Source organism: Lysinibacillus sp. FJAT-14222 (genome assembly GCF_001278875.1).
GTDB lineage: Bacteria > Bacillota > Bacilli > Bacillales_A > Planococcaceae > Lysinibacillus > Lysinibacillus agricola.
Genome location: NZ_LIYL01000005.1, coordinates 67,265 through 80,570 on the forward strand (window position 1 = coordinate 67,265; position 13,306 = coordinate 80,570).

Annotated in this window: 18 protein-coding genes; 7 read left to right on the plus strand and 11 right to left on the minus strand. The window is 34.0% G+C overall.

What is annotated here, in order from left to right; genetic code table 11:
• Positions 1 to 27: 27 nt before the first annotated feature.
• On the minus strand, positions 28 to 948 hold the full coding sequence (locus tag AN161_RS02380) for a hypothetical protein (RefSeq protein ID WP_053592782.1): 921 nt from the start codon (positions 946 to 948) through the stop codon (positions 28 to 30).
• 210 nt (positions 949 to 1,158) lie between these two features.
• Here AN161_RS02380 and AN161_RS02385 point away from each other — a divergent pair, with 210 nt between their 5' ends.
• The 3 genes from AN161_RS02385 to AN161_RS02395 all read left to right on the plus strand — a co-directional run bounded on the left by AN161_RS02385 (position 1,159) and on the right by AN161_RS02395 (position 4,424).
• Positions 1,159 to 3,351 (plus strand): ATP-binding protein, encoded by a 2,193-nt coding sequence (locus AN161_RS02385; RefSeq protein WP_053592783.1) that lies wholly within the window; start codon positions 1,159 to 1,161, stop codon positions 3,349 to 3,351.
• Positions 3,344 to 3,970, plus strand: coding sequence for a response regulator transcription factor (locus tag AN161_RS02390; RefSeq protein WP_053592784.1), 627 nt, complete (start codon positions 3,344 to 3,346; stop codon positions 3,968 to 3,970). The genes AN161_RS02385 and AN161_RS02390 overlap by 8 nt, the downstream gene beginning before the upstream one ends.
• A 253-nt stretch (positions 3,971 to 4,223) precedes the next feature.
• Entirely contained in the window at positions 4,224 to 4,424 is a 201-nt protein-coding gene (locus tag AN161_RS02395) for a cold-shock protein (RefSeq protein WP_053592785.1), read from the plus strand.
• 67 nt (positions 4,425 to 4,491) lie between these two features.
• Here AN161_RS02395 and AN161_RS02400 read toward each other — a convergent pair whose 3' ends face one another.
• From AN161_RS02400 to AN161_RS02420, 6 genes are all read right to left on the minus strand, one after another.
• Positions 4,492 to 4,923, minus strand: coding sequence for a hypothetical protein (locus tag AN161_RS02400; RefSeq protein ID WP_075807155.1), 432 nt, complete (start codon positions 4,921 to 4,923; stop codon positions 4,492 to 4,494).
• Between the two features lie 11 nt (positions 4,924 to 4,934).
• Positions 4,935 to 6,140, minus strand: a complete 1,206-nt coding sequence (gene ccsB / locus AN161_RS02405; RefSeq protein ID WP_053592826.1) for a c-type cytochrome biogenesis protein CcsB — start codon at positions 6,138 to 6,140, stop codon at positions 4,935 to 4,937.
• A 293-nt stretch (positions 6,141 to 6,433) separates the two neighbouring features.
• Positions 6,434 to 6,853, minus strand: a complete 420-nt coding sequence (locus AN161_RS02410; RefSeq protein WP_053592786.1) for a GNAT family N-acetyltransferase — start codon at positions 6,851 to 6,853, stop codon at positions 6,434 to 6,436.
• A 13-nt stretch (positions 6,854 to 6,866) separates the two neighbouring features.
• On the minus strand, positions 6,867 to 7,043 hold the full coding sequence (locus tag AN161_RS29360) for a hypothetical protein (RefSeq protein WP_158002953.1): 177 nt from the start codon (positions 7,041 to 7,043) through the stop codon (positions 6,867 to 6,869).
• Positions 7,040 to 7,522, minus strand: coding sequence for a GNAT family protein (locus AN161_RS02415; RefSeq protein WP_053592827.1), 483 nt, complete (start codon positions 7,520 to 7,522; stop codon positions 7,040 to 7,042). Before AN161_RS02415 ends, AN161_RS29360 begins: the two co-directional genes overlap by 4 nt.
• A gap of 20 nt (positions 7,523 to 7,542) precedes the next feature.
• Positions 7,543 to 8,139 carry an SMI1/KNR4 family protein gene (locus AN161_RS02420; RefSeq protein WP_053592787.1) on the minus strand — a complete coding sequence of 199 codons (597 nt, stop codon included), beginning with the start codon at positions 8,137 to 8,139 and terminating at the stop codon, positions 7,543 to 7,545.
• Positions 8,140 to 8,311: 172 nt separating this feature from the next.
• Here AN161_RS02420 and AN161_RS02425 point away from each other — a divergent pair, with 172 nt between their 5' ends.
• Together AN161_RS02425 and AN161_RS02430 are read left to right on the plus strand one after the other, a co-directional pair.
• Positions 8,312 to 8,833 (plus strand): hypothetical protein, encoded by a 522-nt coding sequence (locus AN161_RS02425; protein ID WP_053592788.1) that lies wholly within the window; start codon positions 8,312 to 8,314, stop codon positions 8,831 to 8,833.
• A 166-nt stretch (positions 8,834 to 8,999) separates the two neighbouring features.
• On the plus strand, positions 9,000 to 9,524 hold the full coding sequence (locus AN161_RS02430; RefSeq protein WP_053592789.1) for a GNAT family protein: 525 nt from the start codon (positions 9,000 to 9,002) through the stop codon (positions 9,522 to 9,524).
• Between the two features lie 52 nt (positions 9,525 to 9,576).
• On the opposite strand, the gene AN161_RS02435 is transcribed toward AN161_RS02430, so the two are convergent.
• Together AN161_RS02435 and AN161_RS02440 are read right to left on the minus strand one after the other, a co-directional pair.
• The gene (locus tag AN161_RS02435; RefSeq protein ID WP_053592790.1) at positions 9,577 to 9,885 is read right to left on the minus strand and encodes a histidine phosphatase family protein; all 309 of its coding nucleotides are present in this window, start codon (positions 9,883 to 9,885) and stop codon (positions 9,577 to 9,579) included.
• 11 nt (positions 9,886 to 9,896) lie between these two features.
• The gene (locus AN161_RS02440; RefSeq protein WP_143114572.1) at positions 9,897 to 10,448 is read right to left on the minus strand and encodes a hypothetical protein; all 552 of its coding nucleotides are present in this window, start codon (positions 10,446 to 10,448) and stop codon (positions 9,897 to 9,899) included.
• A gap of 614 nt (positions 10,449 to 11,062) precedes the next feature.
• Here AN161_RS02440 and AN161_RS02445 point away from each other — a divergent pair.
• The gene (locus AN161_RS02445; protein ID WP_053592792.1) at positions 11,063 to 11,224 is read left to right on the plus strand and encodes an aspartyl-phosphate phosphatase Spo0E family protein; all 162 of its coding nucleotides are present in this window, start codon (positions 11,063 to 11,065) and stop codon (positions 11,222 to 11,224) included.
• A 192-nt stretch (positions 11,225 to 11,416) separates the two neighbouring features.
• On the plus strand, positions 11,417 to 11,884 hold the full coding sequence (locus AN161_RS02450) for a hypothetical protein (protein WP_053592793.1): 468 nt from the start codon (positions 11,417 to 11,419) through the stop codon (positions 11,882 to 11,884).
• Between the two features lie 299 nt (positions 11,885 to 12,183).
• On the opposite strand, the gene AN161_RS02455 is transcribed toward AN161_RS02450, so the two are convergent.
• Together AN161_RS02455 and AN161_RS02460 are read right to left on the minus strand one after the other, a co-directional pair.
• Positions 12,184 to 12,543: a hypothetical protein gene (locus AN161_RS02455; protein WP_053592794.1), complete on the minus strand. Its 360-nt coding sequence runs from the start codon at positions 12,541 to 12,543 to the stop codon at positions 12,184 to 12,186.
• Between the two features lie 166 nt (positions 12,544 to 12,709).
• Positions 12,710 to 13,306 carry a hypothetical protein gene (locus AN161_RS02460; RefSeq protein ID WP_053592795.1) on the minus strand — a complete coding sequence of 199 codons (597 nt, stop codon included), beginning with the start codon at positions 13,304 to 13,306 and terminating at the stop codon, positions 12,710 to 12,712.

Here is a 13,306-nt window from a genome sequence, read left to right on the forward strand (position 1 = left end):
CAAAAAATAAAAACAATCTTTCAATATTTACATGTCTGAGTCAAAGGAATTGTTTTCTAATTCCTTTGAAATTTCACTCTCAATCGTGGCGAAAAACATGGGCAACAAAACAATATTAAATAAAATTGGTCCAACAATAACCAATAGATCAACGCCTGGGTTAAAATAGATACTGAACGCAGTCAATAACCCTGACATTACTAGAAAAACAATTTGCATAACAATAATCATTATCGGAATGATTTGATACATATAGTTAAGCTTTCGGAATTGATGCATATTTTCTGGATCTTCAATAATTCTGTTTTTTAAGCGCTTTGATAAAAATATACAGGCAATAAGCTGTACGATAATAAAGTTAAAATAAATAACACTATGTAGTACTATTTGACCTTTAATAACTGTGCCATTAAAATGCCCTACCCGTTGCTGTAATAGCTCATTAACCGCACCCTCATAAACATATTCCTGGTCACTAAAATAAGTAAGCGGTTCTACAAAGCCGAGAGTTGCCCAATCCTTTGCGTTGACTTTCCAGTCGGTTAATTTGCTAGTCAAAATACGTAATTGAATGGCTTCATTTTCAGCAAACATTCCTACTAAAATATTATAGGGTATAGCAATCTTCATCTGTCCATTTTGTTTATCATGAATTAAATCTTTAATGAAAAAAGTATACGCAACATCCGACTGTTGGGCTTCGTAATGGGCATCCCCGACCTTCCAATGACTTGCTAATGAAGATTCAATGTTATTCTTCATTTCATAATACGGCGTATTATTATGTAAATGCTTTGGAATCTTATAGACAAAATAATTGTCACCTCCAATAATGCAAATATCTACTTTCAACGAATCATTTTCTAAGTTTTTAGCGATTGTTGTCATCGGATACGACATCATGGCGACTAGAAAAAAAAGGATTAGTGACAATCCACTTTTTTTCATGCAACGCTCCCCCTTTTCGTCACATATGCTAGATTTACACTATCATAGGCTACACCGAAAAGACTACTTCGTTATTCCGAAAAAACAATAGTGGTTTTCCGAAACACCTTATTTCGGTATTCCAAAATTACCAAAAATTATGGATAATATATAACATACTTGATAATTGAAATGGGGCATTATGATTATGCAAAAAAATGAGAGAAAGCTATGAATAAATGGACATATAGTATTTTCATAACATATCTACTTCTCGGTATTTATGTACTTGTAGTGACAATGCGAGTACCTTTAATTGGTATTGGAGTGGATACAACTAGCGGACAACCTGTCATTGCTGATTTTTATTATCCTGATTGGGCACAGCAAAAAAACATTGAAAAAGGTGATATTTTACTGACAATCGATGGTAAGCTTGCAGAAGATGTTCGTTCTATCCAACGCTACTCTATCGTTAGTTGTGCGAAAGAACTAACGTTTATCAAGCCGAATGGTGATGTTCATTCTGTTTCAGTTAAGCACAAAGATATACCGGAAGAATTATATTTGCAAATTATTTTTCCACTGTTTTATTTTGTCTTATCTTTTAGCGTCGCCATCTATTTACGGCGAAGAAGTAAAGAAAATCAACTTACTAGTCTACTAACATTATTTTTATTAACCTGTTCATTGGCCTATATAAGTACAGGAGCCTCAGGTAGAGGGGATCTAATTGGAATGTTCGTAATAGTCATTGGTATTGTTTTATGCTTAGTGCTTTTTATTCACTTTTTACAATTATATTTCCACTACCTTCATTTAAATTGGCCTTACATCAATACCAAATGGCTTTATTTAATACCTTTATTTATTTTCTGCTGTTATTGCGTTGTAATAGTTGTTCCTGACTTAAAAACGATAACAGCTTTAATTAACTTAGGCCTTTTTGCTGTACTTGTACTTTACGCCATCTATATTTTGCTAACGAGTTATTTACGCACAAAATTGGCGAAAATTCGTTTAATCGCCATTGCGTTTATAACGCCTTTCTTGCCGTTTTTACTTTTTTTTGTCGTACCTGAAATTTTAGGTCACGACCCTATTTTAAATCCTGAGTTAGCTGCAATATTTTTATTGTTTATTCCTTTTTCTTTTATCTTCATTCAATTAAATGAACGACTATTCGATATTGAATATCAATTATCTCGTTTGCGTTACTATTCAACACTTGCCTTTATTAGTACATTGCTATTAACCACGGGTATTACCATACTATTTTTAGATCAATTATCAATTGTTAAAATTACGAGTGTCTTTATCCTTGCATTCTTCATCATTGTTGCAAGCTTTTATATAAAGGAGCAACTTGATTTTAAGTATCGAAAGATCATTTTTTCATCTACTGGTAATTATGTACATAATTTATATGCTGCTGTTAATCGTATGGGTAAAGCGAAAAATCAGCAAGAATTACTGGATCGATTTAAGTATGAAATAACCGAAAAACTTGGTACTACAGCCTTTACGATTACAACAATAACGGAAGATGTGCCATTCACTCAAGGTGAAGTCAACACAGGGAATGACACGACTCACCTGCTATTACATGATACAGGTGAAGAAAAAATTGTTTTAAAAATTAGGCTTACATTACAAAAAGAAGAGCTTCTTTGGTTAGAATTACTGGCCCTCTATGTTTCGATGTTTATCGATAATTTAAAGCTTATTGAAGATTTAGTATGTGAAATACAGCGTATGAAGGATAACAATGATACACAGCTTCCTTGGCTCGATAAACTATTATGGAATATCATTGAAAAGGAAAAAAGTATTTTAGCACAGGAATTACATGACACCATTTTGCAGGAGCAGCTACATTTAGCGAGAGAGTTAGATGTACTCGCAAGCTCGCCTATTATAAATAAAGAAAAGGTATTAGATATTCGAGAACAATTGCTGAATGCATCGAAGGATTTACGTGAGTATTGTGAAAATCTCAGCCCTCCATTACTCGACACATTTGGGTTACAAATGGCCTTAAAAAAATTGCTACAGAAGGTGAAAATACGGGCAGACTTTTTGCTAAACACTCAAATAGAACGTGTCCAATTCCACGATGTAACCTTACATTTAGTCGTCTATCGCCTTGTACAAGAGCTCTTAAATAATGCGATCAAACATGCTGAGGCAACCGAAGTTTCACTAAGACTACAAGCGACTAATCGTGGCTTTATTCTCCAATATGATGATAATGGTGTTGGCTGTAATATTGAGGATTTAATGCAATCTTCAGCTTCTATGGGCATTAACGGTATTCGAGAGCGTGTCCGTGCTTTTAATGGAGACATCACGATAACCTCCAGTCATAATGAAGGAATGCATATATTTATTCAAATACAAGAGGACGTGGAATCATATGATTAATATTCTTATTATAGATGACCATCCTGTCGTTTTAGATGGTACAAAAACATTATTACAGGATTTAACAAATGTCCGAATAGACACAGAGCAGGATAGTGCCGCTGTACTGTCGAGAATGGATACTCAAGCTTTTCAATTATTTTTGATTGATATAAATATGAAACCAATCAACGGCATCCAGCTTTCAGAAATGATTAAGAAGAAGCAACCAGAAGCACTTATTTTACTCTATACAGGCTATGAGCTTTCCGATTATTACGAACTCCTTATCGAGAAAAAAGTCGATGGACTATTATCAAAGCTTGCTACGAAAGAGCAAGTGATTCAAACTATTCAGGCCGCACTAAGAGGTGAAATCTTACTAGCAGCGGATTTTTTAGATTTTGTACATCAGCGCACCAATCTCTCAAATGTACAGCAAGACGTTTTACTAAGCGATAAGGAACAAGAAATTTTACAGCTTGTCGCACAAGGATGTACAAATAAAGCAATTGCTTCAGCCATTGGGGTAACACAACGCACCGTTGAAAACTATTTATCCAAACTTTTTGTTAAATTAAACGTAGAATCACGTGCAGAGGCAGTAATTGTCGCTAAAGAGAAGGCATGGATCGACTAATTATTGAGTGCTTTATAATGCATTACTTTTGATTACTATATTTAAAAACATGACAATATAAATTTTTTCTTACTAAAAACGGAATATACTGGATAAATGTCTAGAACTGTTATATAATAAAAAAAATAATTACATTACTTCATCTTAACCGTTAAAATCACATATTCAAAAGTAATACGAGCTTTTGAATACGTGATCTTTTGCTAGCGATCGAAGGAATATGATTGTTGAATTTTTTTGGGAGGTTGTTCACATGACACAAGGTACAGTAAAATGGTTTAACGCAGAAAAAGGTTTTGGCTTTATCGAAGTAGAAGGTGGAAATGATGTATTTGTACACTTTTCTGCTATTCAATCAGATGGCTTTAAAACTTTAGAAGAAGGCCAAAAAGTGGAATTCGGCGTTGAAGAAGGTAACCGCGGACCACAAGCAACTAATGTTGTAAAGCTTTAATTTTAGCTTTAGAATAAACAGTGCAAAATTCAAGAGACATCCAAATTGTGGATGTCTCTTTTTATGGTTATTTGATTTGAACTTTATCAAATTTCGAGCAGTAGCATACCATATTCAAAGTTCCAATATAAAATAGATAAAACAATAGCATCGCAAAAAGCATTAACCCTTGTACAGGCGCTGGCATATCTCCCTGATTAGTGATTGGAAACATACATGCAAATATAAAAATAAATAACGCTGTATAGGGCAGCAAAAAAATTGTTGTCCAGTAGATGAAACGACGATGAGCTATCCATTTATATGTAAGCTTATATAGCACAATAGTTGCTACAACAAAACCAACTGAATGCACAAGTAAGATTAAGATATCGAAATGTTGCCCTTCCCACCCAGTGAGTCTCACGATGCGATAATAATTTAATTGCATTTCAAGAGAAATAAAGAACATTAACCCATATAACATACTCACTACATTCAGTTTCAGAAAATAATTCATTCAGAACATCCTTATGCGTAAGAATGTAAACCTGCAATCACTAAATTCACAAATACTTGATTAAACACGATAATTCCAAATCCAATAATCGCTAACCAAGCTGTCTTCTCGCCTTCCCAGCCTTTAGAAAGTCGGAAATGAAGGAAAGCAGCATAAAATAAAAACGTTATAAGTGCCCATACTTCCTTAGGGTCCCAGCCCCAATACCTACCCCAGGCAATCTGCGCCCAAATCATGGCAAACAACAGTCCTCCTAAGGCAAACAACGGAAAGCCTATGACAACAGCTCGATATGTAATTTCATCCATTAATGCTGGTTGTACACGATTTGTTAATGGCTTTAATAAAACAATTAACGGTCTTCTCACAATGAGTAGAATCACAGCATATAAAACCGTTCCAACTATAAATGCCCATACAATAGAATTCAATTTCTTCGCATCAATCGCATTTGTAATCTTCAAAACACCCAATTGTTCCCCGCTAGAAGTTACTGCATCTTTAGTGACAATCAGCGGCTTCATCGTATAAACGGCTGTTTCTTCCTTCCCTTGCTTATTTTCAAATTGAACCTCGATTTCATCTGCTGATAAGTTAAAATACGTGGACACACCGATAAAGCCTATCACGACAATTAGACAATACATAACAAATTCCAAGGCAAATGTACTAATCGATAATTTAGAAACGTCTAATGTTCTTAATAAATAAATAATACCTGTTGCGAACGAAATTGATAGTATTGCACTTGAAAATGCAACTGTCATAACATGAATCGTTAACCAATGGCTTTGCAGCGATGGAACAAGTGGTGAAACCTCTTTCGTAAAAACGCTTCCATAGCCGAGAATAATTAATGACACAGGAATGGTGAACAAGCCTACAACGATTTGCTTATATAAATAATGAATAATCAAATAGCTGCCAGTAAGCATGATGCCAAAAAACGTCATAAACTCATACATATTACTTACAGGTGCGTGATCAACAGCAATCCACCTTAAAATGAAATAAACTAGCTGCGAAACAAAGGCAATATATGTAAGTAAAAGTCCCACTTTTCCAAACATTTTTCCTTTTGATTTCACGGCAAGCCCAATCGGTATAATGGCGATTAGTAGTAAAATAAATGCCAAGAACAATGAATTACTACTTATACTTAATAATGTTTCTTTACTCAATGTAATAATCCTCCAAAGTATTTTTTTGCTCATCATCATAACGTGAGGTTGATTTCCGTTTCGACTGAGTGCTTTCTCGAGGGCGTCCGATGAACCGCAAGGAGTCGCCGGCCTCTCAACTTATATACACAGCATACGTTTTAACAAATATCATCTACAATTTTTGGTGATGAGTCTAATTGCTTCCAATAAACATAACGTCACTCATAAAAATAAGTGCCATCATTCCCCTTTATTTTTTTGAATTGTTACAAAATTATGTCATAAAAAAGAGGAACCAGCAAATAACAGTAGTAACTCAAAAAGTTTTGTCTTGCTAATTTCTCTTACTACTTCAATTTCACATAAATAATTTCTGGGTCACCTTCGTCTAAGTTTTCTATATACCCACTTTTTATAAATCCCGTCGTTTCAAATACCTTTTGCATACTAGTATTTGATTGGTTAGTAGATGAAAAGATTTTTGGTGTGTCTACCATTTCAACATAGAAGACTAATAATGCTGTGGCAACACCCTTTCTTCTCTCAGATCGCTTGACAATAACTAATGAGATAAAGCTATTTTCAAAAAAATCATTCGTAAAAATGAGAAAACCAGCAATCCCTTTTTCAGTTTTTTGAATGATACAACGTTTTTCGTTAATTGCTGTACGTATATATTCGCTTCTCGAAAAATCGCCAATTACTTCTTGATCAATTGCACATATTTCATCTAAATGATCCATACATGCTTCCAGCAAATGTGTCATTCTATTCACCCCATTACTCTTGACATGTTACTGTCCAATTTAGGCCGGCAAAGCTTTGTTCAATAATGGCTGTTCGTTGCTGTTTTTCACAGGATTTTTTTGCAAAATTAAGCGATTGGCTATTTGTTATCATAACTACCATCAGCAATAGTACAAGTAGAGCATTCCTAATTAATTTTTTCTTTGTCAATTAGGCTCGCTCCTTATGTAATAACTTATCACTTTAAGCTCATCATTAATCCCCTTGGCCCGCCTTCCTTCATCGACAAACCCGCATTTTTTATAAAGTGACTGTGCGGCGGTATTCGGTAAATTAACGCCTAACACAAGCTCATTGATATGAGGAAAATGCTCCACAACAAAATCCGGCAAAAGCTGTAATGCCGCTTTCGCATAGCCTTTACCTTGCTCATAAAAGTCTGTCGAAAAAGCACGGATTAAAATCGCCTGTTCATTGGAGGAATATGGCTTGACGCCCTCTTTTTCATGTAAAACAAAGAAGATCACGAACTTGTCTTTATCTAATACAAGAATGGCATGACGGTTTTTATCCTGCTTCACTAATTCAATGCTCTCTTTCGGAGACATCGTATAGCGAAGCTGGGCCTCTGTGATGGTATATCGTTCAATTAAATGATCATCTTTTTCTTCATAAAATTTTAATCTCATCAAAGCCCATCCTTCCATCTTTAGTCGTACTCTTCCTCATAAAACGCTGTAAATTCATACTCTCCATCAATAAGCTGCTGTAAATATGCTTCAAAGGACGGTGCAATCACTTCATAGCTATCTGGGTCATGAACGTAGCGAATCACTTGTCCTACTTGTCCACCTTCATTCGGATTAAAATCAATATACAAACTAGATGTACCACCATTGTTCATACAATCCGAAAAACATAATCGTTCTTTTAGCGGTACATGCATGTTAATTCGAGCATCCACTTCCACACAATCTAAAAAATCCTCATAACGCTCATGAATACTTTCACTATCCGTAACCTGGGCATCTGCAATGATTTGCTCTACGGACTTTAAATAATATGGATATTCATCAAGATCAGAGCCGAGCACAAGTACACAAATCGTTTCTTCACCATGCTTACAATAATACGTTCCATTCACATCCTTTAATAGATTAATAAGTAACTCAGGACACTTAGGAAACGCATCAAATAACGTTTGAATTTGAGACTCCGTTGCTCCTATTGCATGTTGTAATTGAAGCTGCTCCTCTTCAGGTAAATATTTCATAAGACCAGTAAAATATGGATTGAACGTACGCATTATTCTTCCCTCTTTCTGCTTTAAATTGGTGTTAAATAATATATTGAACAAATGCCAAATATAATGTATTCTAACATGATTTAGTCATTTATTTAAGAGTAGGGGTGTAAATTTTGGGACTATTAAAGCGAGCGCAAGAGCGAAAAAAACTGCCGTGAACATTCTGGACTAATTGGAAATCATAGGAAAATGTAATAAAATTGGACAAGCTCATGTTGTTGGAGCTACAGCCTATGATTTACTAGTTGATCACGATATCGATATTGAAACTTTTAGTGCTGCCGAAGCCATGTTGATATTATCAGATTTAACTAGCAATCCAAAGGTTTTAGAGTTAAAGTACCGGAATTATTTAGAAACTCCCTTTAACGGCTACTATTTTAAAATACAATATCAGCATGCTGCTCCATCAGAAATTTGGAATATTGATATGTGGCTGTTTTCCGAAACACGAAATGGTCCTTTATCAAGAGATTTAGTATCGTTCATGAATAATTCTCTAACAATTGATAATCGAAAGTATATGTTGAAAATAAAAGAAGAGCTTCTAAAGAAATCTATAATACTTCCTTCGATTTATGTATATCAAGCTGTGTTAGACAATGATATTCGCTCCACAGAGGCTTTTCTTAATTGGATAGAACAACAAGACGTAGATAACCAGACAAATTGGCGCCCTTCAAAAAAATTATGATATAAAATATTTTTTCTATTAATTACTAAAAATGCTACTATAAAGATATCAACACATAAGGAGTTGTGAATATGAGTGCGAAAAATGCAGTAGATGTTTTGTTTATACAACTAGTAATCCAAGGGATGTAACTCTAACTGCAGCCCTTCAAAAAGGGAGAAAATAAATGGAAAATTATTTTAAAGAATTTCTTACAGGTCAATCTATTACTTTACAGCAAATGACTTCCTCTGACTTAGAAGCATTTGCAAAAATCGAAAGTGAAAAAAAGGCATTGCTACTTACCAGTGACGAAATCCCCTTTCCAAATACCTTTGAGGATCATGCTTCATTCTTTCAAAGTATTAGTGGCGAAAAAGAGGAGTTTATCTTCGGTATATTTGAAAAGTCGTCAAATGAGCTTATCGGCTCCTGTGGTGTCTTTTCAATTAACAGGCAAAATAGCACTTGCTTAGTAGGCATTTCAATTGGCGAACAATGGCAAGCTAAAGGGCTTGGAACGGATGCAATGAAAACTCTTATTCATTTTATTTTTAATTATATTTCCGTTAATAAAATTAAGCTTGATGTTTTTAGCTTTAATAAAGCAGCTATTCGTTCCTATGAAAAATGTGGCTTTACGAAAGAAGGTATTTTACGGAATGAGATTTTATTTGGTTTTTTGCGAGAGGAATATCGAATTTCTCGATAAATCGTAAAAAAGTTTCGATAAATCATTTATAATTCTCGATAAATCCACAATTTCAGTCGATAAATTTAAGATTCTTCTCGATAAAATGAATCAAGGGGCTGCCAATTATATTTCTATTAGAAAGTATTCTTTCTTTTAAAGAATCTATCGTATTTATCTGTAAATTATGTTCTTGTGCTATGTCTTCCACCGTCTGAATGGTTCTTTTATACGGACTTGAAAAAATTGCGTGAATCACTTTATTTTCGAATAATGTAGTTACACGATCCCTATCCTCAAACCCTTTGTCAGAAAGCGGACGATTGTACTCATCAGCTGTATAATGAGAATGCGCATGTCTTACAAAATAAATTACGGTCATCACATTCTCCTCTATTTTTCTTCAGATTTTGCCTTTTTTTCTTTCAAGTAATTGTATAAATCAACCTTCCAAATACTATTTTCTTTTAGTAAGGCAAATGTTTTGCCGTAGTGGGAGCTTCCAAAAATTATCTCCAATTGAACAACTGCGATACTTTCAGTGCTGGTATCTTTATTCAGAGAAATACTATCGTAGTATCTGTACATTAAATAATCCTGTATTTGTTCATCCAACAAATAATTTATGTACTCTTCAATAAAGATCCCTTTGTCGGGAAGCTGATTGTTATTGTAGGTAATTTCATATAGTTTATCGAAATTATGCTCAAAAATTAAATTCATCATAATTAACACCATTTCTTCTGGTGTAAAAGCCTTTAAACTATTATTATTCCCATTACTTAAGTAATCCTCGTATAAAGCTCTTTTTTCCTCTGAGAAATCCTCTATATATGTAAAATCATACTCTCTATCAATAGCTAGAGTTGTTGGCTTAGATTCTTCCACATGTTGAACGGAATGATTAGTAATCGCTGTTGATCCTGAAGATTTTCCTGTTTTCACTTCTGAACATCCTATTAACGTAAAACTAGAAACGATAATAGCGCTGAATATTGACAATCTTAACTTTATCATCATAAGCCCCCCTCTATTATTTAATAGAAGCAACGGATTTGAACTTCACAATTTTATTTATCTACTATTCCGTTTATTTCGAAAATTCTCAACATTATTAAACAAAATGAAAACCCCTCAATAACAAACAACATAGAAGTTTATTTGATAAATTGTGACAAAGTACGAAGTTCACTAAAATTTCAATCGATGTCGATATAGATTTTCATAGTAAAAAAGATGCTAAACTATTAAATATCGCACTTAACTTTTTCTAAAATCTAGCAATAAAAAAACCCTAACATTGTAGTCTATAGGGTGATTAAATATATAATTAATACAATAAAAGTAAAATTTAATAGTCTAAACTATCTAATGTTAACATTTCTTATTTTACCCTCCTTATAAGAATTAAGATATGTTCTGTGACTAAATTACGAATTTCTCAACCTATACACAATATGACATATTTTTCATTTTAGGTGAGATACAATGAAAAAGTTGAATCGAGGTCAATGTATTTCAAGAATAGAATATGGAGAAAAAATTAGGAGGAAAAGATCTTGGTAAATATATCGCTTAAACAGTTCTTGAAGATGGAAATTGAAGTTAAAAGAAGAATTATGTATAGAAAGGCTAAGGATTTAGGGTTCACTCATCCTAGTGTGGTAGATTGTAGTCAAGAATTAGATGTCCTACTAAATAAATATTCAAAAGCTTCCTAATATATGGAGGCATTTTTATAGAAGATACTAACGATCCGTTAAAGCCAGCTCAAATTATTTCGATGACTTGACTGGTTTTATCCTGAATTAGGTTTCAGTTATAAAGGAAACCATATCCTGATGTTATTGTAATGATACGTATATATAACAAAAAATTAGGAAATCTTTATAACATAAAAAGGAGGCCTAATTATGCAGGTATTGATTTTAACATTGGTCGTAATTTCAAGCTTTTTACTACAGCAGCCTCAAGAATCAGAAGAAAACACAGCACCTACACTTTGCATACCATTTGAAACTACATCTTATAAATATCCTAATAATCAATATCAGACATTTCGTACTGAGGACGACTTTTATCATCAATTGGACCGGACAATCTATGAGGAATATAACGATGCTACCTTGAACATTCGTCAAAAAATAGCCTTTAAGGACATACCGAAGGCTGAGGAAACATTTCATCTAAAAACAAATTTTATACGTGAAAAAATAGACCTCTCTCAACATACTTTTATTCATCCCAATCGACAAGTATATTTTTTAGCATCCTTTCAGCAAACAAATCAGGAAACCTATCATAAATACCTTGTCATTGACGCTGAGACACAAACCATCATTTTAGGAGATAGTAATTATCAAAGCAATAGCGCCCCTTAAATCTAGTTCGTTTGTTTATTTAATTTATTGTATGCTTGAAAATTGATTTATAGTAGCGAAATCGATGAAAAAACTAACATTTTCAAGCAAATTTAGAAAAAATCAGTTTATCACAACGTTAATTTCATGGCTAATCTTAGCTCAACTCTAGGGGTAGTGACTTTTAAAACCCCTAGTAGACGAGCTAACAAGACCATTTAAATTTTTATATAGGACAAATATGTGAGTAAAGATATGTATCAAAGGCGTCGTCTCAGCCTATCTCATCGTGTTCCCCTATGCTCATGCTTTCATCTATTTCAGCTATTTCGCACTTCTAAAGTTTCATTGTCTGACTGCCATTGAATGTGAATGATTGGGGCAGCATCCTTTTTAAAAATTTTCGCACTTTCTTTTTTCTTTAAGGCAAATTGTTTATCTATATTCACTCGGGCGTCATCAATAGTTAGTGATTCTTTAGATCCTTCAATCGTTATTTGTAAATCACCCAAGTCTTTACATTCCCCAAGATAGAAAAGCCGTAAGCCCTCCTCCGTATTACTATGATATACGGCCTTCCAGTGCTCACTTTTCGCTATGTAATGCACCTCCTCTTGTTGATTCGTACTACAAGCAACTAACACAAACATCATTAAAATTAGGAAGCATAATTTTTTCATTGGAGCTCGATTTCCCTTTCTTTGAAAGTTATCATGATAATATCAACTTCAATCTATCCTTCTTAATTCCTAGAGTAAGGTGTTATTCAGCATAATTGCGACCGGAATCGGCTTTGTCCCTGCACAAAGAACTCCTTTCCAATTCCGTGACATTTGCTGAAATAAGTTAAATAGTAATCACCAATCCAGTCGGTTTTTCTCCAAAGGCGTCGCTAGATTCTTTAAAGACAAAATCTAGACCTTTTATATTGTCAGGTAACGAAGGTGAAATGATAAAAGTGCTACTTTCATGGCCATTTGTTCCCCCTCCACTATCTATCCAACAGTCATATTCTTCTCCTACAAACAACTCAAAAATGTTGTGTGTTTCATTAATATAAACATTTGGTTCTTGTCGTGGATCCCAATCCGTTAATAGCTGTACAACACTTGCATTTTCATACTGCCGAATATAAGTTACTGTATAGAATCGTTCATTAACTTCTACGGACTTTAAAACTGGGATATGCTTTCTAAAACCGGTCGGCTCCACGCGAGGTTTATAATACTCTTCCGTCCTCATCATCCCGAATAATGATGCAAGATAAGCCTCATAAAAACCATATTTTTTAGCCCAACGAGCAAGCGCTTCCTCTGGTGGAAAACCGGGATTGTTATTTGATAGATGGTTACGCTGCTTTATGAGCGCACAAATTTGTTCATCAATAGTAACAAGCTGGTTATCATAATAATCTGTTGGTCGGTCATACGATTCTTGATTCAT

Coding starts and splice junctions, on each gene's coding strand:
- AN161_RS02380 (WP_053592782.1), bottom strand. CDS start 948: ATGAAAAAAAGTGGATTGTCACTAATCCTTTTTTTTCTAGTCGCCATG.
- AN161_RS02385 (WP_053592783.1), top strand. CDS start 1,159: ATGAATAAATGGACATATAGTATTTTCATAACATATCTACTTCTCGGT.
- AN161_RS02390 (WP_053592784.1), top strand. CDS start 3,344: ATGATTAATATTCTTATTATAGATGACCATCCTGTCGTTTTAGATGGT.
- AN161_RS02395 (WP_053592785.1), top strand. CDS start 4,224: ATGACACAAGGTACAGTAAAATGGTTTAACGCAGAAAAAGGTTTTGGC.
- AN161_RS02400 (WP_075807155.1), bottom strand. CDS start 4,923: ATGAATTATTTTCTGAAACTGAATGTAGTGAGTATGTTATATGGGTTA.
- ccsB (WP_053592826.1), bottom strand. CDS start 6,140: ATGATGAGCAAAAAAATACTTTGGAGGATTATTACATTGAGTAAAGAA.
- AN161_RS02410 (WP_053592786.1), bottom strand. CDS start 6,853: ATGACACATTTGCTGGAAGCATGTATGGATCATTTAGATGAAATATGT.
- AN161_RS02415 (WP_053592827.1), bottom strand. CDS start 7,522: ATGAGATTAAAATTTTATGAAGAAAAAGATGATCATTTAATTGAACGA.
- AN161_RS02420 (WP_053592787.1), bottom strand. CDS start 8,139: ATGCGTACGTTCAATCCATATTTTACTGGTCTTATGAAATATTTACCT.
- AN161_RS02430 (WP_053592789.1), top strand. CDS start 9,000: ATGGAAAATTATTTTAAAGAATTTCTTACAGGTCAATCTATTACTTTA.
- AN161_RS02435 (WP_053592790.1), bottom strand. CDS start 9,885: ATGACCGTAATTTATTTTGTAAGACATGCGCATTCTCATTATACAGCT.
- AN161_RS02450 (WP_053592793.1), top strand. CDS start 11,417: ATGCAGGTATTGATTTTAACATTGGTCGTAATTTCAAGCTTTTTACTA.
- AN161_RS02455 (WP_053592794.1), bottom strand. CDS start 12,543: ATGAAAAAATTATGCTTCCTAATTTTAATGATGTTTGTGTTAGTTGCT.
- AN161_RS02460 (WP_053592795.1), bottom strand. CDS start 13,306: ATGAATCAAGAATCGTATGACCGACCAACAGATTATTATGATAACCAG.